The 23,191-nt window shown below is 51.5% G+C and carries 18 protein-coding genes; 16 read left to right on the forward strand and 2 right to left on the reverse strand.

Annotation, left to right across the window (positions count from 1 at the left end; translation table 11 throughout):
• Positions 1–21: 21 nt before the first annotated feature.
• The 8 genes from JET16_RS19965 (at position 22) to JET16_RS20000 (ending at position 10,621) form a co-directional block, all read left to right on the forward strand.
• Entirely contained in the window at positions 22–948 is a 927-nt protein-coding gene (locus JET16_RS19965; RefSeq protein WP_199619452.1) for a carbohydrate ABC transporter permease, read from the forward strand.
• Entirely contained in the window at positions 945–1,760 is an 816-nt protein-coding gene (locus JET16_RS19970; protein ID WP_199619454.1) for a carbohydrate ABC transporter permease, read from the forward strand. The genes JET16_RS19965 and JET16_RS19970 overlap by 4 nt, the downstream gene beginning before the upstream one ends.
• A 49-nt stretch (positions 1,761–1,809) precedes the next feature.
• A complete protein-coding gene (locus JET16_RS19975) occupies positions 1,810–2,811 on the forward strand; it encodes a zinc-dependent alcohol dehydrogenase family protein (RefSeq protein ID WP_199619455.1) in 1,002 nt (333 codons plus the stop codon).
• 83 nt (positions 2,812–2,894) lie between these two features.
• Positions 2,895–5,012, forward strand: coding sequence for a BglG family transcription antiterminator (locus tag JET16_RS19980; RefSeq protein WP_199619457.1), 2,118 nt, complete (start codon positions 2,895–2,897; stop codon positions 5,010–5,012).
• Positions 5,009–6,385 carry a PTS mannitol transporter subunit IICB gene (locus JET16_RS19985; RefSeq protein WP_199619459.1) on the forward strand — a complete coding sequence of 459 codons (1,377 nt, stop codon included), beginning with the start codon at positions 5,009–5,011 and terminating at the stop codon, positions 6,383–6,385. Before JET16_RS19980 ends, JET16_RS19985 begins: the two co-directional genes overlap by 4 nt.
• Before the next feature lie 5 nt (positions 6,386–6,390).
• Positions 6,391–7,479 (forward strand): NAD(P)-dependent alcohol dehydrogenase, encoded by a 1,089-nt coding sequence (locus JET16_RS19990; RefSeq protein WP_199619462.1) that lies wholly within the window; start codon positions 6,391–6,393, stop codon positions 7,477–7,479.
• Positions 7,480–7,577: 98 nt separating this feature from the next.
• Positions 7,578–9,878 (forward strand): glycoside hydrolase family 95 protein, encoded by a 2,301-nt coding sequence (locus JET16_RS19995; RefSeq protein ID WP_199619585.1) that lies wholly within the window; start codon positions 7,578–7,580, stop codon positions 9,876–9,878.
• Positions 9,879–9,985: 107 nt separating this feature from the next.
• Positions 9,986–10,621, forward strand: a complete 636-nt coding sequence (locus JET16_RS20000) for an FMN-dependent NADH-azoreductase (RefSeq protein ID WP_199619465.1) — start codon at positions 9,986–9,988, stop codon at positions 10,619–10,621.
• Positions 10,622–10,798: 177 nt separating this feature from the next.
• Here the strand turns inward: JET16_RS20000 and JET16_RS20005 are convergent, their stop codons facing one another.
• Positions 10,799–11,563, reverse strand: a complete 765-nt coding sequence (locus JET16_RS20005) for a sulfite exporter TauE/SafE family protein (protein ID WP_199619474.1) — start codon at positions 11,561–11,563, stop codon at positions 10,799–10,801.
• Positions 11,564–11,687: 124 nt separating this feature from the next.
• On the opposite strand from JET16_RS20005, the gene JET16_RS20010 reads away from it, so the two are divergent.
• The 8 genes from JET16_RS20010 to JET16_RS20045 all read left to right on the forward strand — a co-directional run bounded on the left by JET16_RS20010 (position 11,688) and on the right by JET16_RS20045 (position 22,007).
• Positions 11,688–12,563: a LysR family transcriptional regulator gene (locus tag JET16_RS20010; protein ID WP_199619476.1), complete on the forward strand. Its 876-nt coding sequence runs from the start codon at positions 11,688–11,690 to the stop codon at positions 12,561–12,563.
• Positions 12,564–13,190: 627 nt separating this feature from the next.
• On the forward strand, positions 13,191–15,467 hold the full coding sequence (locus tag JET16_RS20015; RefSeq protein WP_199619479.1) for an AraC family transcriptional regulator: 2,277 nt from the start codon (positions 13,191–13,193) through the stop codon (positions 15,465–15,467).
• 164 nt (positions 15,468–15,631) lie between these two features.
• Complete coding sequence (locus JET16_RS20020; RefSeq protein WP_199619481.1) at positions 15,632–16,603, forward strand: ABC transporter permease; 972 nt, start codon at positions 15,632–15,634, stop codon at positions 16,601–16,603.
• Between the two features lie 22 nt (positions 16,604–16,625).
• Positions 16,626–17,495: a carbohydrate ABC transporter permease gene (locus JET16_RS20025; RefSeq protein ID WP_199619483.1), complete on the forward strand. Its 870-nt coding sequence runs from the start codon at positions 16,626–16,628 to the stop codon at positions 17,493–17,495.
• Between the two features lie 68 nt (positions 17,496–17,563).
• Positions 17,564–19,135 (forward strand): extracellular solute-binding protein, encoded by a 1,572-nt coding sequence (locus JET16_RS20030; RefSeq protein WP_199619493.1) that lies wholly within the window; start codon positions 17,564–17,566, stop codon positions 19,133–19,135.
• A gap of 5 nt (positions 19,136–19,140) precedes the next feature.
• The gene (locus JET16_RS20035; RefSeq protein ID WP_199619496.1) at positions 19,141–20,025 is read left to right on the forward strand and encodes a family 43 glycosylhydrolase; all 885 of its coding nucleotides are present in this window, start codon (positions 19,141–19,143) and stop codon (positions 20,023–20,025) included.
• A gap of 17 nt (positions 20,026–20,042) precedes the next feature.
• The gene (locus JET16_RS20040; RefSeq protein WP_199619499.1) at positions 20,043–20,942 is read left to right on the forward strand and encodes a glycoside hydrolase family protein; all 900 of its coding nucleotides are present in this window, start codon (positions 20,043–20,045) and stop codon (positions 20,940–20,942) included.
• 171 nt (positions 20,943–21,113) lie between these two features.
• On the forward strand, positions 21,114–22,007 hold the full coding sequence (locus JET16_RS20045) for a DMT family transporter (RefSeq protein ID WP_199619502.1): 894 nt from the start codon (positions 21,114–21,116) through the stop codon (positions 22,005–22,007).
• Positions 22,008–22,150: 143 nt separating this feature from the next.
• On the opposite strand, the gene JET16_RS20050 is transcribed toward JET16_RS20045, so the two are convergent.
• Positions 22,151–23,026: an AraC family transcriptional regulator gene (locus JET16_RS20050; protein WP_199619505.1), complete on the reverse strand. Its 876-nt coding sequence runs from the start codon at positions 23,024–23,026 to the stop codon at positions 22,151–22,153.
• Positions 23,027–23,191: the final 165 nt, after the last annotated feature.

Genomic DNA, 23,191 nt, shown 5'->3' on the forward strand with positions numbered 1-23,191 from the left:
ATGACCGGAAAGGAGAACCGCATGAAATCACTCGAATTAAGCGCGGCCGTTCCACAACGCTCATCCATTCGAAAGCAATCCGGCCCACCGGTCAGAAGACTGCTTTGGCCGAGTATTATTGTTGTTGCGCTCGTTACTCAGATACCATTTTTAGTCACCATATATTTCAGCTTCTTGGACTGGAATCTGATGCGTCCGGATAAGGGCACGAAGTTTGTGTGGTTTGCCAATTTCAAAGCGATCATAACGGCGCCCGAATTTATCACCGTACTTCTGAACACTTTTATTCTAACGGTCTGTGCCTTGTTAATTTGTCTTGTTTTCGGCATGATATTGGCTTTGTTGATGAACCGGGATTTTCTCGGCAAAGGCGTTGTGCGTACGGTATTTATCGCTCCATTCTTCGTAATGCCGGCCGTTTCGGGCATCGTATGGAAAACGGCGATCTTAAATCCCACTTTCGGAATCACGGCCTACTTTTCAGGATTAATGGGACAGGGAGCGGTGGATTGGTTAGGCGCGTATCCGCTGCAGACGATCATTGCCTTGGTGTCCTGGCAGTGGGTTCCGTTCTTCATGCTTATCATTCTCGCAGGACTTCAATCGGTACCCAAGGATGCGGTCGAGGCGGGGATGATTGACGGCGCATCCGTCACCCAAAGATTTATCTATGTCGTGCTTCCGCACTTGCTTCGTTATATCGAAGTGGCGATGCTTCTCGGTCTTTTGTTTATTATGCAAGCATTCGGCGAGATTTATGTGACAACCTCGGGAGGCCCGGGTTATGCTTCCACAAATCTACCGTTTTACGTTTACCGGGTCGGTTTCAAAGGCTGGGATATCGGCGGAGCCTCGGCCATCGGGGTCATCATCGTCGTCATTACGTTGTTTATATTAAATTATCTCTTCAAATTTTTGAGAAGAACGTTCCGGGGTGAATTATCATGAAAAGGCTGCTTTCAAGCTTACTGACAACGGTCACCTATGTGGCGGCTTTCGTCTATTTCTTCCCGTTATTATGGATGTTCGTGACGGGCTTCAAAAACGAAGGGGAAGCGGTCATTATGCCTCCCGCCATCTTTTTTGACCCAACGCTGGATAACTATAGAACGATTTGGGACTCTGGCATCGGTTCGTTTTTAGGAAATTCCTTCATTATAGTAGGGATCTCCACGATGTTCGCTTTATTTTTGGGAGTATCCGCCGCTTACGCGTTATCCATGTTCGGCATCAAAAGAGCGGACGACATTTTGTTCTGGTTCATTTCAACGAAGCTGCTTCCCGCTGTCGGCGTCATGATCCCGGTGTACATCGTCTTCAAGAAGCTCGGATTGTTGGACTCGCACATCTCCTTAATCCTTATCTATACCGCTATGAATATCCCGCTTGCCGTATGGATGATGCGCTCGTTCTTTAAAGACATCCCGTATGAAATTATCGAATCCACACAGGTTGACGGGGCGACGGGGCTGCAGGGATTTTTTCAAGTAACGCTTCCTCTGGTTAAGCCGGGGGTCATATCGACCGCTCTGCTTTGTTTCGTCTTTGCTTGGAATGAGTTTCTGTTCGGAGTAAACTTGACATATACCGACTCATCCACGATGCCGGTATTTATGGCTTCGTTTATGACGCAAGAGGGATTGTTCTGGGCCAAGATGTCCGCGGTAGCGACAACCGCCGTACTGCCGTCCGTCATTCTCGGATTTTTTACGCAAAAACAATTGGTTCAAGGATTGACTATGGGCGCCGTAAAAGGATGATGCACCGAAGCGATGTTTGAGCAAGCAAGAGCGAAGGGGGAGTTTAGCTGTGAGAGCACTCGTTATTACGGAACCGAACAAAGCGGTTGTTCGGGAAGTTCCGAAGCCGCAACCCAAACCCGGAGAAGTACTCATTCGGGTGGAGAGGGCGGGTATTTGCGGAACGGATATTCATATTTACAAAGGGGAGTTCATTTCCCCATATCCGATTATTCCGGGACATGAATTTTCCGGAGTCGTTCATGAAGTCGGTGAGGGTGTCATCGGACTTCATGTCGGCGACCGCGTCACTGCGGATCCGACCTTGTACTGCGGCGAATGTGAATTTTGCATGACGCACCGCAATAACCATTGCGAGAATTGGAATGCGCTCGGGAATACGGTGAACGGATGTATGGCTGAATATGTTGCGGTTGCGGCAAGGAATGCGGTTAAAATACCCGACACGATGAGCCACGAGGAAGCGGCATTCATTGAGCCTATGGCTTGCGTCGTTCATGCCCTTAACCGTCTCCAGGTGCAGGCGGGCAACCGGATCCTGCTGTTCGGAGCAGGCGCGATGGGTCAATTGTTGGTTCAGTCCTTGTCCAGATCAGGCGCCTCGCAATTGGCTGTGGTCGATATTTCGAAAGCGAAATTGGATATGGCGTTGAAGTACGGCGCGACGGAGGGCGTATTGTTCGAGGAGCTTGACTCATATGCCTCGAGTCATCCCAATGGTTTTGATATTGTAGCGGATGCCACCGGCATACCGGAAGTCATTGAGAAGGCATTCGCATTCATGGGTCCGGCGGCCAAATATTTGCAGTTTGGAGTGACGCCCGAACATGCTTCGGTTCGTATCAATCCCTTTACTCTCTATCACAAGGATTGGACGATTCTCGGTTCAATGGCCATCAACCAAACGTTCCTGCCCGCCTTCCATTGGATCAAAGCCAAGCGCATGGACTTGACGCCGATCGTTTCCAAAGTGATCCCGCTGGAGGAAATGCCGGCCTTTCTGGCCAATCCCAGAGATCCGGGCCTGATGAAGGTGCAAATCCAACTATAATTGGAAGGGCGGTGTTCGGCGACGAACCATCCCTTGTGTTCTATAATTATTTATAATAAATGCGGGGGGATGACTTCTTAGTGATGACACTCATGAGATTAAACTCCAGACAAAAGCATATCTTATTGCTGCTGCTCGAGTCATCCCAGCCGTTAACGCTCAAGTATTTATCCGATGAACTCGGTTTAAGCATACGCACCGTCCAACGCGAACTTGAAATACTGGAAAGCACCATCAAGAGCTACGGCTTGCTGCTGGCGACCAGGGCGGGCACGGGAGTGTGGCTTGAAGGTTCGGAAGATTCGAAACGGAAGCTTGTGCAAGAGCTTCAGTCCAGCAACCCCGTGCAAATCTTCACTTCGGAGGAACGCCAATTTATTTTGATTCAGCAGCTGCTTTTCAATAAAGAACCGCTGAAGCTGTTTTATTTCAGCGATTTGTTGAATGTGACCGATTCTACGATCAGTAACGATTTAGACCGCTGCGAATCGTGGTTTTTGAAGCATAATCTGAATCTCATTCGAAAGCCCGGCTTCGGCATACATGTAGAAGGGCACGAACACCAGATCCGAAGGGCGATCCTGAATCTGATTTATCAAAATACGAGCCATGATCAATTACTGGACATGCTGTCCGCTCAAGGCGAAGGCTCTCAGGATAAAGTGAAGCTGGAAATGGCCGTCCGCAATAAAATGTTGAATTTTATCGACCCGAACAGCATCGACAAGATCGAGAAGGTGATTCAACAGACGGAACGCGAGTACGGATATAAAATGGCCGATACCGCTTATGTCGGTTTGATTATTCATATTGCTTTGGCGATCCACCGGTTGAAGAGCGACGAAAATATAACGTTCGACCGGCCAACCTTGGAAAAACTGAAAGAAACCCGGGAATTTATTTGGGCGAGCCGCCTATCCGAAGTATTGGGCGGCGAATTGTCCATCGCCATTCCCGAAAGCGAGATCGGCTATATTTGCACTCACCTGCTCGGAGCGAAAGCCAATAGATTGAATTCCTCGGAGCATTCAAGCCGGGTGGAACATTTTGTTCAAAATATGGTGAGTATCGTGGAGCAAGAGCTGAAAGTAGAATTAGCAACCGATCTGTCGCTGATTGAGCATTTAATCGTCCATCTGGAATCTTCGATTAATCGGATCCAATACAACATGGATATACGAAACCCGCTCCTTGCGCATGTGAAAGAAAAATACCCTGACGTGTTTCAAGCGTCCGAGAAAGCGGCCGCTTTCTTGGAGCGGCAATTGGGAAAGCTTGTTCCGGAAGAAGAAACAGGTTATTTGGCGATGCATTTCGGGGCGGCCGTCTTGCGGAAAGCCGGCATGAAAAATAATCGCAAACGCGTTTTGTTGGTATGTGCCAGCGGAATGGGAACCTCGAAGCTGCTGGCCGCACAGTTGGAACAAGAGCTGCCGCAAGTTGAAATCGTGGATACGATTTCGCTGCTTCATGTGGACGAGTTGCTGAACAATATGCACGATATCGATCTGATCGTATCCACCGTCGATTTCCGGCACAAAGATCATGAAGTCATCGTAGTCAATCCGTTCATGGCGGCGGATGAACTGATTCGAATCAAAGAACGATTGAACCAAATGCCGGAAAAGAGATCCGGCGCCGCCCCGAAGCAAGAGGTCGACGTAGAGGGGATGATGTCCAAGCTGAAGCAATATAGCGACGCTTTATCCCAGCTGCAGAGCAATATCTTTATTCAAGCGCCGAAACCGGTCCGAAAGAAGCAGGAGTTAATCGACTATATTTCATTCAATCTCCCCGAGCATTTATTCGGGAAAGATCCGGGCATCCTGAGGCATGAACTTATCGAAAGAGAGAAGCTTGGCGCATGGGTTATGAAGAAAGCGGCGCTTGCAATGCTTCATTGCAAAAGCGACGCTTTACAGAAATTATGTGTTTGCATTGTGAAATGCGGCAAGCCTATTCGCTGGACGCATCAGGATCAGAGCATCGATGTGAGAACGGTCCTCGTGCTGCTCGCGCCAAAGCAAGCTCCTAAAGAGCATTTCGAGATTATTAGCGAAGTGAGCGCCGCGTTAATAGAAGACAGCTTTATCGATGCGCTTACCCAGGGACATGAGGATGAAATTATGGAGCAGGTGAAAACGGTCGTCGGAAAAGGGTACTTGAAAAAAATCGACATTGCGTTGCGGGGGAAGACATGAGAATCCTAGAGCGCATCGGAAATCATCTAAGTACGGTCGTATTCCAAAATATCGCCGCTCTGATTACGCTCGGACTAATAAGAGTTTTATTCGGTCCGCTGGGTTGGTTCCATAATGCGCATGTATATCAAATCGTCGATCCGGTGCTTCATTATTTGGTGCCGATCCTGTTTGCCTATACCGGGGGGAGGTTGATCGGCGGGCAGCGGGGGGGCGTTACGGCCGCTTTCGTGACCATTGCGGCGGCAACCGGCGGGTTGCAGCAATTTTCGTTGATTCTACCTTCGTTAATCATAGGACCGTTGATCGGATATATCATTAAACTCGTCGACCGTCTGCTAAATGGGCGTATACCGGTCGGTTTCGAGCTGCTGTTGAATAACACGGCCGCAGCCGTTGTGGCTTCCGCTTTTTCGGTCCTGTTTTTGAATTATTTAGACCCGGTCTTCATACAGACCGTGCGTGTGATCGTTTCCGGCACGCAATATTTGGTAGATTCCAATCTGCTTCCATTGGTTGCTTTCATCATCGAACCGGGCAAGGTGCTGTTCTTTAACAATGCGATCAACCACGGCATTCTTGAGCCGCTAGGCATTCTCCATACCAAGGAAAGCGGAACCTCCATATTTTTCCTGTTGGAGACGAATCCGGGTCCTGGATTTGGGATGCTGTTAGCCTACTATTTTATACGGAGGAAGCAGAAGGAAGGGTTGGGAAACGTCAAATCGTCCATCATCATTCATGCTCTGGGCGGCATTCACGAGGTGTATTTCCCCTATGCCCTGAGAAATCCCCTGGTCATTGTTTCATTGCTGCTCGGCGGATTAGCCGGGAATCTATGTTTTATGCTTCTGGGTGCAGGGTTGGTTGCAACGCCTTCCCCCGGCAGTGTCTTCCTTATGTTTGTTATGGCGCCCAGCGGTATGCACCTGCCGGTGCTGGCCGGCCTTCTTGCATCTGCTTTCGTTTCTTTCGCGGTTGCTTATCCGATTCTTTCGCGACAAGAACGAAGAGAAGCGGGAACTGACGGGAGCGGCGGCAGGCACGCGATCTCCGTATACAATGGTAAAGAAGAAGACATACGGAAGATTATCTTTACTTGTAACGGGGGTCTGGGCTCCAGCGCGTTTGCCGCGGCTATGCTGAGAAAGAGAACGCAGCATCTGGATTTGGAGTTGACGATCGAACATGCTTCGATTGAAGAAGTTCACGAGGACGCCGATCTCGTCGTTGCGAACCCGCATTTGCTCGAACGGATCAAGTCTGCGCTGCCCGATGCGGAAATATGGTCGGTTTCGTCCTTCGTAGACGATGATTTATATGATCAATTGGTAAACCGTTTGAAAACAACCTTAAATAAAGAAGGGAATTGAGAGACATGCCGGATGATAATGTGCCTCAAACGATGAAAGCGGCCATCATGTATAATACCCGTGAAATTAAGATTGAAGAATTGCCGGTTCCGCAAATCGGTCCCGACGAGGTGTTGATTAAAGTGGTAGCCGTGGGCATCTGCGGGTCGGACTTGCATTATTATTCGCACGGCAGAATCGGAAAATACGTAGTTGATAAACCGTTCATTCTCGGGCATGAGTGCTCCGGGGATATTGCCGCCGTCGGATCGGATGTCCGGCAACTGAAAGCGGGCGACCGTGTAGCAGTTGAGCCCGGCGTCACTTGCGGGCATTGCGGCGCTTGTAAGGAAGGCAGGTACAATCTTTGTCCGGACGTTGAATTTCTGGCTACTCCGCCTTATGACGGCGCGTTTGTGCAGTATATCAAAGTCCGCCAAGACTTTGTCTTCAAGATTCCGGATGGTCTGTCCTATGAAGAGGCCGCATTAATCGAGCCGTTCTCGGTTGGAATCCATGCCGCGGCAAGAACGAAACTGCAGCCCGGCTCGACGATCGCCATCATGGGTATGGGGCCGGTCGGATTGACAGCGGTAGCCGCAGCCAAAGCATATGGGGCAGCCGCCATTATCGTTACCGACTTGGAGCCGCTTCGCCTGGAAGCAGCCAAACAAATGGGAGCTACTCATGTTATCAATATCCGCGAACAAGACCCTCTTGCAGAGATTAATAGGATTACGAGCGGCAAGGGCGTCGATGTCGCTTGGGAAACGGCCGGCAACCCGAAGGCGCTGCAATCCGCGCTAGGCTCGCTTCGGCGGGGAGGAAAGCTGGCTATAGTGGGATTGCCCGCCCAGGACGTAATCCCATTGAATGTGCCGTTTATCGCCGATAATGAAGTCGATATTTACGGGATTTTCCGTTATGCGAATACGTATCCGAAGGGCATTCATTTTCTATCATCCGGCATCGTCGACGCAAACAAGCTGATTACCGATAAATATCCGCTCGAACATACGCAAGAAGCGATGGAGCGGGCGCTCATCCACAAGAGCGAATGCCTGAAAGTCGTCGTTTATCCCAACGGTTTGGCTGCCGCGGTTGAATCGAACTAATGGAGTTTATCGCAAAGTATCGCAATCTGCGTTAAGATATAATCGCTCCTTTTACAAATTTCATTTGCCTGGGGGATTGCGGATTGGATGGTTTGAAGATGTGGTTTGATAAGCCTGCCGATCGTTGGGATGAAGCTCTTCCGATCGGCAACGGCACGTTGGGCGGCATGGTGTTCGGCAAGGCTCAAGTCGAACGGATCCAACTCAACGAGGACAGCTTATGGTATGGAGGCCCGATGGACCGGAACAATCCGGACGCTCTCCGGCATTTGGACGAGATACGCAGTCTTATTTTCGCCGGACGCATCCGGGAAGCGGAGGAATTGGCCTCGCGCGCCTTGATAGGAGTTCCTGACGGGCAGCGCCATTACGAACCGCTCGGCGATCTGTATTTGGATTTCGGCGCCGCCGGGGAGATCGGGGAATATCGCAGAGAGCTGGATTTGGAGGAAGGCGTCGCGCGGGTGCGGTATTCCGTTGATCATGTCGCATACGACCGCGAGTATTTCGCAAGCTTCCCCGATCAAGTGCTGGCGATCCGCTTAACCGCGAGCGAGCCCGGGAATCTTTCGTTCTCCATGCCGTTCGGCCGGGGCTCCGTGCTGGAGCCGACGCCTTGGTCGGATATTTTAAAGCATCCGGTGGGCTTTCATGCTTACTTGGACCTGATCGGGGCCAGCGGGCAGGGGGACTTGATCGTTCGCGGAAAAAGCGGCGGCGAGGAAGGGGTCCGGTTTTGCTGCGCGGTAAGAGTGTTGACTGAGGGAGGCAACCGTTCTTTTGCGGGACGGCAGCTTACAGTCGAACGAGCGGATACGTCGACAATTCTCGTTGCGGCGTGCACCGATTTCAGGATTGCCAAGGACAATATGGAAGCCGAGTGCATCCGAAGATTGGACCGCGCGTCCGCCAAGTCTTACGAGCGGCTTCGCTCCGATCACGTTGAAGACTACCGGGCTTTATTCAATCGTGTCTCCTTGACGCTTCAAGGCTTGGAAAGCAATGCTCTCTTATCGGATTTTCCGACGGACCGGCGATTGGAGCGGGTCCGGGAGGGAAGCGACGATCCGGGTCTGGTAAGCCTGTATTTCCAATTCGGACGATATCTTCTAATATCCAGCAGCCGACCGGGATCTTTGCCGGCGAATCTTCAGGGCATCTGGAATGCGGACATGCTTCCGATTTGGGACAGCAAATATACGATCAATATTAATACGCAAATGAATTACTGGCCCGCGGAGACGTGCAATTTGCCGGAGTGCCACGGTCCGTTGTTCGATTTTATCGAGCGGCTGCGCGTCCGCGGGCGGGAAACGGCCGCCGTCATGTACGGATGCCGCGGATTTGCGGCTCATCATAATTCCGATATTTGGGCGGATACGGCTCCTCAGGATGTTTGCATCACGTCTACCTTCTGGACGATGGGAGCCGCCTGGCTCTGTTTGCACTTGTGGGATCACTATGAGTTCGGGCGGGACGAAGCGTTTCTCCGCGAGGTTCACGGAACGATGAAGGAAGCGGCGCAATTCGTACTCGATTATTTGGTGGAAGATCCGCAGGGACACCTGGTAACCTGCCCGTCCTCATCGCCGGAAAACAGGTATTATCTTGCGAATGGGGAGACGGGAGCGTTATGCTACGGCCCTTCCATGGACAGCCAGATCATCCGGGAGCTTTTCCAACGCTGCATCAGGAGCGCAGAAATATTGCAGATCGATCAGGAGTTCGGCGAGGAATTGAAGAAAGCTCTTGAACGTATTCCGCGGCCTGCCATCGGAAAGTACGGGCAAATTCAAGAGTGGAGCGTTGATTACGAAGAGCTGGAGCCGGGTCACCGGCACATCTCCCATCTGTTCGCGCTTCATCCCGGATCGCAAATCGCGGTGAAAGCTTCTCCGGAGCTTGCCGCAGCGGCGAGAAAGACTCTGGAGCGCAGGCTGAAGCACGGCGGCGGCCATACCGGCTGGAGCCGGGCGTGGATTCTCAATATGTGGGCGAGACTGGAGGAGGCGGAGCCGGCTTACGATAACGTGATTGAGCTGCTTCGCTCGTCTACGCTGCCGAATTTGTTTTGCGACCATCCTCCTTTTCAGATCGACGGCAATTTTGGCGGAACCGCGGGGATCGCCGAAATGCTTCTGCAAAGCCACACGGGCGAAATCCATCTGCTTCCGGCTTTGCCGCACGCTTGGAAGCACGGAAGCGTTCGAGGATTGCGCGCGCGCGGCGGGTTTGAAGTAGACATCGAATGGAAAGAAGGCCGGCTGGCGAGTTCGACCATAACGGCCAATAAGGAAGGAAACTGTACCGTAACATACCGAGGCAAATCGGTGAACCTGGTGTTTGACGAACATAAATCCAATTATACTCTGGACTTGGACGCTTGGATAAACGGATAAAGGGTGTTATGAACGATTTCGTTTTCGGTGACATTGTTGTAATTGAGACCAGAAGAGGAAATATTAATCAAAGCTGCAGTTTTCAATCAAAGAAGGGATGATAAACCATGGCAACCGTATTGTATATCACAGCACATCCGAACGATCATCAAGCGTCCTATAGTATGGCGGTCGGCAAAGCATTTATTGAAGCTTACCGGGAGGCTCATCCTTCCGATGAAGTCGTGCATTTGGATTTGTACCAAATGAATATTCCGCAGCTTGACGCGGATATATTCAGCGGCTGGGGAAAACTTCGTTCCGGTTCCGCGTTCGACCAGCTTTCCGATGCGGAGAAGACCAAGGTAGGCAGATTAAACGAACTGGTGGACCAATTTGTCGCAGCGGATAAATATGTGTTTGTGTCTCCGATGTGGAACTTTTCCTTTCCTCCGGTTTTGAAAGCCTATATCGACGCCATATGCATAGCCGGAAAAACCTTCAAATATACGGAGAGCGGTCCTATAGGCTTGCTTACCGATAAAAAAGCCCTTCATATTCAAGCGAGCGGAGGCGTGTATTCGGAAGGACCGGCTGCAGCCTTCGAAAGCGGACACAGTTATCTGAAGAAAATCATGCAGTTCATTGGCGTTCCTTCGTTTGAAGGTATTTTTGCAGAAGGAATGGCCGCAATGCCGGATCAGGCGCAATCGATAAAGGAAAAGGCAATAGCGAAAGCGGAAGCTGCGGCGAAACAATTTTGAAACATGGGAACCACCGACTTTTTGGTCGGTGGTTTTTTTAACGATAAAGAATTTATAAGTTTTCTGCTTTAGCAGGAAATGAGTAAATTCTTTACCAAGAAAAACTTCCTCTTACTCGCGGTCGCTCATCCTTGAATGCACTTCGATAGAAGTTTTTCTTATGAATCGGACGGGATCTCAAGGAATGACGTCCCAAACTTGTTTGCCGATGAGAATAATCGTTACTCCAATAAATAAAATCCGGACATAACCGGTACCTTTACGGATCGCAAGCCGGGAACCGACAACAGCTCCTGCGATCATAGCGATTCCCATCACCAGACCATGCGTATAACTGACGGAATCCAAGAAAATAAACGTAATCAAACTGGCTATATTGCTGGCAAAGTTTAGTGGTTTGGCATTTCCCGCAGCGGTTACAAAGTCAAATCCCAAGAAAAGAAAAGCGAAGATCAGAAACGAACCCGTTCCGGGTCCGAAGAATCCGTCATAAAAGCCTATGATAAAAGCGACCAAAACGCTGAAAACACCGGTTTTTTTTGTTATTCCCGCATACGTGGACATTTTTCCCCAGTCTTTTTTTAATAAGGTATAGAGTGTTACTCCAACGAGCAAAACAATGACCAATGGCTTCAGAAACGAAGACGGAACGAGGCGAACCGTATAGGTACCTAACACAGCCCCCGCCAACGAAAACGGGATGAGATATTTTACTAATTTAAAATTGATTTTCCCGGATCGAATAAACGAAATCGTACTTGTCAAAGTAGACATGGAAGAGGCTAATTTATTCGTTCCCAATACGACCGGCAGCGGAAGTCCGGTTAATAAAAGCGCAGGAATCGAAATTAACCCTCCTCCCCCTACCACGGAATCGATAAAAGAAGCCAAAAAACCGAGTCCTAGTAAAAGTATAATCATTTCAACACTTATGTCTTGCAACGGAGTGCCTCCTATCAGCCGCTGAGTGATGCTTCTACATCATTTTACCTCCCCGAGATTCATCGGAATAATATATAATTTATAGGTATTCATAGATTGTAACTATATATAAGCAGGAGCGAAAATGAATTTACATACATTGAGAGTGTTTTTCGAGGTTGCCAATCATCAAAGCGTAACGGCGGCATCCGCGAGCCTTGCCATCAGTCAACCGTCCGTTACCGCCCAGATTCGAAAGCTGGAGAAGGAAACGGGATTGAAAGTGATTGAACCGCATGGAAGAGGGATACGTTTAACCGAGGCGGGCGAAATGATTTATGCCCATGCTCAACGGCTGTTCGCGATGGAAAGAGAACTGGAAATGAAGCTTAAGGATTTCCGTGAAGGTAAGACAGGAACATTAAGGATCACCTCGACAGGTTTACCCGCCAATATGTTTCTGCCGAAATGGGTTGCTTCCTTTAAGAAACAAAATCCTCAAGTCGACATTATATTGAATGTTGTTAACTCAATGGAAGCGAATAGACGGTTATTGCAATATGAAGCGGATTTCGCTTTCATTGCGGGCATTTCGAAGCATCAGGATATTAATTACGAAAAGCTGTTTGACGACGAGCTTTGGTTTATCGTACCGAAGGGTCACCGGTTTGATTCCCAAGTGGCAACATTAGAAGAAATGATGGCAGAGCCCTTTTTCATGCGGGAGGAAGGCAGCAGTATAAGGGAACAGCTGTTGGCGCTGTGCAGAATCCATGATATTTCTCCGCCGAGAAGAGCACTGCAGTATAACGGGATGAACCTGTCCATTAAAACAGTCCAAGAAGGATACGGAGCCATGTTGGTTCCCGCCTTGGCAGTGAAAAGCATGGTCGAAAACGGAGAGCTCGGGCGAGTCTTTATAGAGGGGATTGATATTAAGAGACCGATCTACTTCTGTACGAGAAAGGATGATTTGTTGTCCCCCGTTGCGAAGGTATTTTATGAATTAGTGAAGGGGTAGCCCTTGGTGTATCCCGCCGTGATATCCGGGTTCGAACTCCCTTATGAGCACTATACCCATGGTTCAGTTAAACCGGTTGACGGATTTGGTTATGACCTCTATTTCGACTGCCCTTTGCAGTCCTCCCCCCATGCTCCACACGCAATATAGCCGCGGCTCCCTCCCAATACTAACTCTCTTGCGGGTACTATCCCCTGTCGTCAGATAATGGCAACGGTCGCAAACGCAGGCAGTGCGAAAAAAGCAAGGATCTAAGTTCTCTCCGCCTAAGAGGACATACGGATCGCGCAAAGAGTGCCGATGACCAGATCATCAGGACGAGAAGATCAGACGATCTGAATCTAGGGGAGAGTGCACGTAGGGGAATCAACGTAATCGTTCCTCAAGCCTTTGCCGCATGAGCATATCGGAGAAGACCATTTTACGAACATATAACCCGGACATCCAATTTGGTTGCACGGTTTATGCACTGTTCCGAAACAGAACTGGTTTTCCTGAAACGGTTCCCGTCAATTCGAAAGTTCAAACGTCCGCTTGTTGACAAACATCCGGATCATTTAGTTTTATGGAGGGAGGGGAAAGTGAAAGGAATTCGAAAGCACGTCTTGAGGGAAAGGTGAACGCGGTATGGCAACCAAGAAAGCTTCCGGACGCGGAAAGTTCTACCGAATGAGTTTGATCACCATTCTGCTCATTACCTGCATCCCGGGACTGATTATCGGGGTATCTTTATATGTCTTCATTACTGAAAAAATCGAGTACGAGCTGCGGCAAATTCACCAAGATCGGCTTGCGGAGACGATCCAATCGGTAGACGATCAATTTTCGTATTTGGAGTTGACCCTCGCGCATTGGGCGCACGATCCTGTATTCGGTGACGCTTTGAAGCGGCTCGATTTCATTAACGGCTCCCGGCAAATCTTTGATTTATATAAGACGCTTATCGTCGTGGAAGGCACGCACCCGCTCATTCAGCAGGTGGAGCTGGTCTTACTGGAGCCGCAAGGGTATCTTTTCAATACGGAGCAGTACGTTCGTCTTCAAGCCGATGACATAAAGCAGTACGATGATCTGCTGAAGGAGAAACGGCCGCTGCACTGGACGTTGTCCGAGTCGTCCATGACGGTCGCGCACAGTATCCCGGGCGGGCTCGCGCGTCCGTTCGGATTGCTGAGGGCGACTCTCAACGAGTCTCGAACCAAACAGCTGTTAGGCGGGCTGGATCCGTACGGCAACGGCACTGTGTTTTTGATGGACGAGCGAGGCGCGTTTCTTCGGCACGGCGGCCATCAGAAGGTTTCCGGTTTGGAAGCCGCCCTTCGGGACAAAGTGCTGGCGCAAGCCAGTACGCGCGGATCGTTCGCGTTGGAGTGGAACGGTGAGACATACTCAGTCTCTTTCGGCGAGATGAAGCGGCTAGGCTCCAGCTGGATCTTCGTATCCGCCGCCTCGATGACGGCGATTACGCAGCCGGTCGCGGAGGTGACCCGAATCATCACGATCATCAGCGCCGCCGGGTTGACGGTCGCATTATTCCTTTCATGGTTCGCCTCGCAGTGGCTGTATCGCCCGATAGAGAGGCTTAAGCGGCTGTTTGGGACCGATGCCGGCCATCCAACGGACGCGAAGGACGAGTTCGAGTGGATCGGCCATCAGTGGGAGCGAGTCACGAACGAAAGCCTGAACCTGCACAACCGTCTCAAACAGCAGTTGCCTCGGCTGAGGGAAGGGTTTATCTTGCAGCTGGTGCAGGGTCACTTGTCCGCATTGTCGGAAATGGATCTGCGCGATCGGATGCAGAGCTACGGCCTTTCCATGGGGGACCGGACGATCTGCGCGATGGTCGTGCAGTTGACGGGCTTCTCGAAGCTGGAGGGAAGGTTCTCCCACGGCGATCAGGGGCTCGTGTCTTTCGCGGCGGCCAATATGATGGAGGAGCTCGCGACCGCGAAATTCAAGCAGGTGCAGATCGTACACTTTCACGACTTGTGGATCGGCCTCTTGGTCCTGCTGCCGCCGCCAGAGGGGTCGAATAGGAAGCAACTGTTCGACTTGGCGCACGAAATGGTCGATGCCGTTCAGAACATTTTGAGGATCAACGTAACGATTAGCATCAGTCCCGAATCGCGCAGCATTCGCGACGGGTACGAGCTGTTCGAAGAGGCGAAACGGGCGATCGGCTATCGCGAGCTCGGGGCTAAGAGCCAAATTATCGACGTTGCGCAGCTCGAAGCGTTCGAGTCGGAAATTCGCATCGACTACCCGCTCGCGATCGAAAAGCAGCTGCTTCACGCCATGCGAAGCGGCGAACGGGAACAAGTCGACCGACTGATCGAGGCGTTCATGGCCGAGCTCTCCGAGCAAGGCAAGGAAGTGAGCGTGAGACAAAACGTGCTCCATCTGATCGGGAGAATCCATCATACGATCCTGGAGGCCGGTGTCGATCCTTACCGCGTATTCGGGATGGCGGATTTGTACGAGGAGGTCGCCGCGCTCGGCGAGCCGGACGAACTGCTCGCTTGGATGAAGAAGGACGTCGTCGAGCCGTATCTCCGGTACTTCCGGAATCGTGACGAAACTCGGTTCAAGCATATGGTCGAACAAACCGTGGACTTGGTCCACGGCCACTACGAAACCGATATCTCGCTCGATCAATGCGCCGATAAGCTCGGTACGACATCCTATACGCTTAGCAAAGCGTTCCGTCAAGTGGCGGGCAAAAATTTTATCGATTACTTAACGGACGTACGTTTGGACGAGGCGAAGAAGTTATTGCGCGATACGGATATTAAGGTGAACGACATCGCTCAACAGGTCGGATACCATTCGAGTTACTTCCATCGGATTTTCAAGAAGCGCGAGGGCGTCTCTCCGACGAAATTCCGGGATATCAGCCGTCAATAGCAGGTCTTGCAAAATCGGTACGGGTCGGCAAAACTAGTGCGGCAGGCTGCATCAACCTAGATGCGGCCTGCTTTTTTTCTGTGCAAAAATGTCCGGTTGAAGGAAACGGCATCGTGCTTTACGGTTACGACAGACAAGAGCAACGGCGTAGAAGGAGGAACAGCATGAACAGCACCGTACATGTCGAAGAAGCGACTCCGGGAGCAAATCGCAACGCGAACGTTAACCGAAGAATTCAATTCCTTAAAAGATTGGTTCGGGATCGTTATTTGTACCTATTGGCATTCCCGGGCTTGCTATTCTTTTTACTATTCAAGTTCGTTCCAATGGGCGGCATCGCAATCGCTTTCCAAAACTACTCGCCGTTCATGGGATTCTTGAAAAGTCCGTGGGTGGGCTTCGATCACTTCGTTCGATTGTTTACCGGGGATCAGTTCTGGCTGCTGTTTCGCAACACGATGGCGATCAGCCTTATGAATTTATTCTTTTTCTTTCCATTGCCGATCGTGCTGGCGCTGCTCCTGAACGAACTGCGAAACGAAAAGTACAAGCGACTCATCCAGACGATCGTGTATTTGCCGCACTTCCTCTCGTGGGTCATTATCGTAAGCTTGACGTTCTTGATGTTATCCGTATCGCAAGGTGTCATTAACCAGATGATCGAAGCAGCCGGCTATGAAAAGTTTCCGTTCTTAACGGAACCGAAATTGTTCTGGATTTTGCTCACGCTGCAGTCGATCTGGAAGGATGCGGGCTGGGGCACCATCATTTTCTTGGCTGCAATGGCCGGCGTCGATCCGCAGCTGTACGAGGCGGCCAAGATGGACGGCGCGAATCGGCTTCGTTCGATGTGGCACGTCACGCTTCCTGCCATCCGCAACGTCGTCGTCATTCTGTTCATCTTGCAATTAGGCAGCATTATGGATGTAGGCTTCGAGCAGGTGTTTCTGATGAGCAACGGTTCCGTCAGCAACGTGGCCGAGGTATTCGAGACGTATGTCTATCGTTTAGGCATTCAGCAAGGACAGTTCAGCTTCAGTACGGCCGTAGGCCTGTTCAAATCGGCCATCGGGCTCATTCTCGTCGTCATGGCGAACTATGTGTCCAAAAAATTGGGCGAAGAAGGCGTATTCTAACCCCCCTTGGAGGTGAACGCTCATGCGTGAACATATTGGCAGCCGAATCTTTAATGCGGCGAATATGGCGTTTCTGGCGCTTGTCGCCGCCGTCACGTTGTTCCCTATTTATTATGTCGTCGTCGTATCGTTCACCGATCCGATCGAATACTTGCAGCGCAAGCTGGTGCTGTTTCCGGCGAAATGGTCGCTTTCATCTTATGAATACTTGCTGAATAACGGTTCTTTCATGCGGTCGATCGGCAACAGCTTGTTCCTCGCTACCGTCGGGACAGCCTGCAGTCTAACGGTGACGGCGGCGCTGGCGTACGCGATCTCGAGGAAGCGCCTGGCGGGACGAAGAATGTTCCTCTTCCTTATCCTATTCACGATTCTATTCAACCCGGGCATCATCCCGAATTATTTGGTCGTGAAGGAAGCCGGGCTGCTCAACAGCCTCTGGTCGCTGATCATTCCCTCGTTGTCCAGCGGGTGGTTCGTCATACTGATGAAGAGCTTCTTCGACAACATTCCGGACGCTCTCGAAGAGGCGGCCACGATCGACGGTTGTAACGATTTAGCCATTTTCGCGCGAATCATCTTGCCATTGTCTTTGCCGGCGATCGCCGCGTTCGGGCTGTTTTACGCCGTCATGTATTGGAACATGTACTTCAACGCGCTGCTGTACTTGAACGATTACGAGAAATGGCCGATCCAGCTCGTACTGCAGAACATCATTTCCGATTCCGCCGCAGGGATGCTTATGGAGGATCGTCTCACGCAGCAGCCTCCGCCTAGCGAAATGCTCAAGATGGCTGCGGTCGTAATCGCGGTCGCACCGATTCTATGCGTGTACCCGCTATTGCAGAAGCATTTCGCCAAAGGCGTCATGGTCGGCTCGGTGAAGGGGTAGGTTGAATAGAGTCGTCCTTGACGGGCGCTCTTTCATCATATAGAAACGTATTAAGGGAGGCCTTTAAAATGAAATGTTCCAAGCGAATCAACTGGTGGAAAAAGTCGTTGACAGCACTCATTGCGTTGTGCGTCATCCTGGCAGGCTGTACGGGAGGACAAAGCGCCCAAGAACCGCCGGGAACCGGGGAAGCGGGTGCGTCGACGCAATCCGGAGAAAACGCGCCGGCGAAGGAAGAGCCGCTCCAAGTCTCGATCATGTCACATTTCTTCCAGGATACGCCTCCGGATAAAAACGGGGAAGTGCAAAAGTGGATGGAAGAAGCTCTCAACGCGAAGCTCGACATCCACTGGGTGTCCGTCAACAATTACGAGGACCGGTTCAACGTAACGGTGGCCTCCGGAGATCTTCCGGAACTGATCTTGGTGCGCGATCCGTTCTCTCCCGTCTTCCGAACGGGCGTCGAGCAAGGCGCGTTCTGGGATATTACGCCTTACTACAAGGATTATCCGAATTTAACCACGGTCGTCTCGGAGACGGCTTGGAACCTGACGAAGGCGAAAGACGGCAAAAACTACGGCATTCCTCGTCCTCGTCCGACCGAAGGCGAAACGTTCTTTGCCATCCGCAAGGATTGGCTCGACCAACTCGGCCTCGAGCTGCCGACGACGACGGATGAATTGTACGCGGTAATGAAAGCGTTTGTAGGAAACGATATGGCCGGGGACGGTACGACCGTCGGCTTTACGGGCCATGTCAATCCCGACAATATGGGCAACCTCTCCCCGTTCATCAGCAGCTTCACGGGAGCGAACGGCGAGTGGAAGCTCATTGACGGTAAACTCGTATACGCCGATACGCTCCCGGAGACAAAAGCCGCGCTTGAGTACTTGGCGAACGCCTACAAAGACAAGCTGCTTCCGCCCGATTTCGCGTCGTTCCGGGCGAGCCAGTCCGTCGATCTCTATGAGGCCGGCAAAGCCGGCGTGATCGTAGAGAAAGCGGCGTCTATCTCGGGGTACTTGACGGCAACGAGAGCGTCGAATCCGGACGCGAATTACGAGGTGTTGTACCCGCTGACCTCCATCAACGGCTACAACCCGAGAGCGGCAGGATTCAACGGCATGCTGGCGATCCCGAAGTCGGTGCCGGAGGAGAAGATGAAGCGCATCCTCTCTATGCTGAACGATTGGATGTCCGACGAAGTGTATCAAATCCAGGAATGGGGGATCGAAGGCGTGCATCACAAGGTCGAGAACGGGCAGAAAGTGATTATCGAAGAGAAGTTCACGGCGGACAGCATCGCAAACTATAACCAAATCGTGTTCAAGCATGGCCCGTACGCAAGCTCCTACGGCGACCATCATCCGGAGGAGATGAAGGAGGAGTTCGGCAAAATCCAGGACGAACGGGCGAAGACGAGCGTGCCGGACTACAGCATCGGTCTCTTCTCCGAGACGGCTCAAACGTATATGCCGGAAATCCGAAAGAAGACGCAGGATCTGAAAATTAAGATCATCTTGGGCAGCGCGACGCTTGCCGATTGGGACGCCTATGTCAAGACGCTGAAGGACGATCCGACGCTGAACAAGATAATCGAAGAAATCAACGCATCCTACGCGGCTCGCGCGGCGGAGTAAGCCAGATGACAGATCATCCGCGATTGCCGGCGACGCTTCGCCCCTTGTTCGATTTCCCGGTGCGCGATACCTCGATTTGCCGCGGCGGGGACGGATGGTATTACTTGAGCGGCACGACAGGCTATCCGGACTGGTGGGGCGTCACCGGTGACATTCAACTGTGGAAGTCACCCGATTTACAGGATTGGATCCCGGTCGTGACGGAGCCCCGAAGGCGGTCCACCGTCTGGAACGCCGACCGTGAGGGCACGTGGCAGAAGGCTGTGGGGCTTCGCGACGGCGCCCCGTTCCGCCCGCTGTGGGCTCCGGAAATTCATTACTTGAAGGGAACGTACTGGATCCCGTATTGCATTCCGAGGGTCGGCAGCGGTCTGCTGCGCAGCGACAGCGGACGCCCTGAGGGGCCTTACGCCGACGCGATCGCAGCTGACGGTCCGATCTGCCCGTACATCGACGCCTCGCTCTTCGAAGACGACGACGGCGCGATATACTTCTTATGTGACAACGGCAAGCTCGCGCGCATGACCGACGACTTGTCCGGACTCGAAGAGGATCTGCGCGTGCTGAAGCCGGCGAACGCGGATCACGTCGGCTTCGAGGGCACGTTCCTGTTTAAGGCGCACGGACGATATCATTTGGCTGGCGCAGATTTCGTCGACGGGGCATACCATTGCTTCGTGGCCAGCTCGGAGCATATTTACGGACCTTACGGGGATCGGTACCTGGCTATTCCACACGGCGGTCACAATATGTTTTTCCAAGATAAGGGCGGACAATGGTACAGCACGTTCTTTGGGAACGGCCCGCTTGCGCCCATCCAAGAGCGGCCGGCTATCGTGAAAGTCGAGTTCGACCGAGAGCTGCGCATTCGTCCGGTTCCAGACGCTTAATAGAGGGGGATGGATCTATGACAGTTTGTTTGTCTCGACTTCATTCGCCCGTTCTGCTCCAGGGAAGCAGTCGGATCGCGTACCGCGATCCGGCTGCTCTGTTTCACGAGGGGATGTTTTATCTGTATTTCACCCTTACGGAGACGGAGCTGGACGGGAGCGTATATATGTATACGGCGGCAAGCGTAAGCCGCGATCTGGTCGCCTGGAGCGAACCGAGCCGCCTGACGCCTCGGAATCGGGAGCTCAATTTCTCGAGCCCGGGCAACGTGATTCGCTGCGGAGACCGGTGGATCATGTGTTTGCAGACGTATCCCCGGCCGAACGGGGAGAAGCACGGCAACGCCGACGCCAGGCTGTGGACGATGGAGAGTACGGATCTCCTGTATTGGTCGGAACCGAAGTTGCTTCGGGTGAAGGGTCCGGACATGCCCGTGACCGAGATGGGTCGCATGATTGACCCGTATTTGATTGAGAGCGTGGAGGAGCCCGGCAAGTGGTGGTGCTTTTACAAACAAAACGGAGTCAGCTTGTCTTGGTCGACCGACCTGACGGAATGGCATTACGCCGGCCGCGAGGATGCCGGCGAGAACGTGTGCATCTTGCGCGTAGGCGGGGAATACGTCATGTTCCATTCGCCGCCGAACGGCATCGGCGTCATGCGGTCGGACGATCTGAAGGAATGGCGCCGAGAAGGGGGGCTGTTGACATTCGGTCAGTCGGGGTGGCCATGGGCCCGGGGACGATTGACGGCGGGATTCGTATTGGACTGCACCCGGGTAGAGGGCGTCGGCAAATATCTAATGTTTTATCATGGCACGGGACCGGAGGACGAAGAGATAATTTTCGATACGCACGCTTGCATTGGCATCGCCTGGAGCGACGATCTGGCGACGTGGGATTGGCCTAAGAAATAGGGGCGACGGCCAAGCCGTCAAGATCGGCGACTTGGTCCGGTTTCATTAAATAGATGAGAACAAGGGGGAGAGTCCGCATAGTTATCTTGGATAACTCGAACGAACCTTTTTGACTTCAGGCGGCAAAATTGTTATCGTTACCGGCAGATATACTGATAGAAGGTGCGCGAGATGGGATATTTACTGCTTCTGCTTGCAACAATAGGCTGGAGCTGCGTGGGTGTGCTTGTCAAAACGGCTTCGACGATGGTGGACAGCTCCGTCATTACGTTCTCGCGATTTTTCTTCGGAGTGATCTTTCTCGGTATTTTGCTTCTGGTCAAAGACCGCAGGATTAGGCTTCGGTCAGGTCTCAAATGGATTTGGTTCGGCGCGGCCGGTAAGTCCGCCAACTATATTTTCGAGAATATCGCCCTCACGATCGGTTATTCGTACGGCAACATTCTGGTGCAGCCGGTGCAGACCGTGACGCTCTTGATTGCCGGAAGCATTCTGTTTAAGGATAAAATATCGAAGAGGGGTTGGATTGCCGCTGCGCTTTGTGTGATTGGAGTAATCGTCATCGGTTGGAACGGGCTGCCCTTCCATGCGCTGATGACCGGCGGCGCGCTGACCACGCTGCTATTCACGCTGGCGGGAATCGGCGCGGCCGTTCATGTGCTTAGCTCGCGAATGCTCGCAAAGACGATGGACAGCGGTAATATGAACTTTTCGGTTTTTTTCTGGAGCTCTTTGCTCGTCTCGATTCCACTGCCGTTTCAGAGTCAAGCTGTTACCGGCCCGATCACGTTTTGGGCGTTCGGCGCACTGGTCCTTCTCGGAGTCATTACAGGTCTGAGCTTCTATTGGCTCGCTGAAGCCATGAAGAGAGTCTCTTTTGTGGTCGTTGCGCTCATCGGCAATTGTTCGGTCTTATTTTCTATCCTATGGGCGTACTTGTTTTTCAGAGAGCCGATCACTGTTTATGTCGTTTGTGGAACGCTTGTTTTTCTAGCGGGTTTCATATGCCTTAACATTCCTATTCTTCGACCGGCGGCGAAAGTAAAGACCACAACAGAGGTGTAGGCGATGTTTGGCCAATAAGGATAGTACCGCGATCAAAGTCGCTGCATTATTGCTCGTTTTTCAAGAGCTAACCGGGAAAGACGTTAAAAGAGAAGAAGGACCGCCGCCGCGGTCCTTCTTCCGTTCCTAATAATGAAATACATTCAACTATTTTTGCTGCTTCGATAAAAAGAAGGAGGGGTTCCCTCGACCGTCTTGAAAAATCGGCTGAACGCATGGATGTTGGGAAAACCCATTTTCTCCGAAATGACGCTGAGCGGTTCGGTGGTAAACTGGACCAGATGACGGGCGGCATGGACGCGCATGAGATGGTGATATTGTATTGGGCTCATGCCGAAAGCCTTGTGAAACAGCCGCCCCAGGTAATGCTTGCTAATGCCGGACACTCTTGCGATTTCGTCCAGGCTTACTTTGCGGTTGGTGTTATGCATCAAATACTGCTTGATGTGCATTAAAGCGTGCATGTTGGTCTCCAGGTGGGGATTCTGGCTCCAGTAATTTTCCCGCAGCAGTTGAATCCACAGCTGAATAAACATACCCTTTACTTTGAATTCATAGAAGGGCATTTTCGTCTCGTATTCGTAAATGATATCCATCAGCATTTTCTCGACGAATATCGGATTTCTAAGCCGAAGCCGGTTCGGCAAGATCACGGGCATTTGATCAATAATGTCGTCCCGGAACCAGTTGTGTTCTTCAGGCGCTATTTCTTTAAGCGGACGAAAAGAGACTTTTACCTTCTCGCTGTCCTCCCCATAAAAGAAATCAAAATGAATATGCGGCTGCCTAAGCCGCCTGCCCTCCACCTTCACAATCTTATGTTTCTGTTTGGGGCGGAACAGAAATATATCGCCGCGCTCGCCTTCGTATTCTTCGTCTTCAATGGTCGCGGTGACCTTGCCTTCCATGATGTAAAGCAATTCATAGTCGAACAATACCCGTTCCTGAATCACCCACGGACGATCCTCGATGTTATCCATGGCGACACGGATATAAGGCGATATCTGATGCAAAATCATTTGGACCACTCTCCCGGACGGAAGTGCCGTGCAAAGAAGATGGACATGAGTTTGACCGGCTGATGCAAGCGTATCACAAAAAGCGAGAAATGATAAATAAATCCTTCGCTTTGCTAAATACATGTACAAAGAATGGAGTTATGATAAATACAGGCCTAAGAAAGA

The organism is Paenibacillus alkalitolerans (assembly GCF_016482785.1).
Taxonomy (GTDB): domain Bacteria; phylum Bacillota; class Bacilli; order Paenibacillales; family YIM-B00363; genus Paenibacillus_AE; species Paenibacillus_AE alkalitolerans.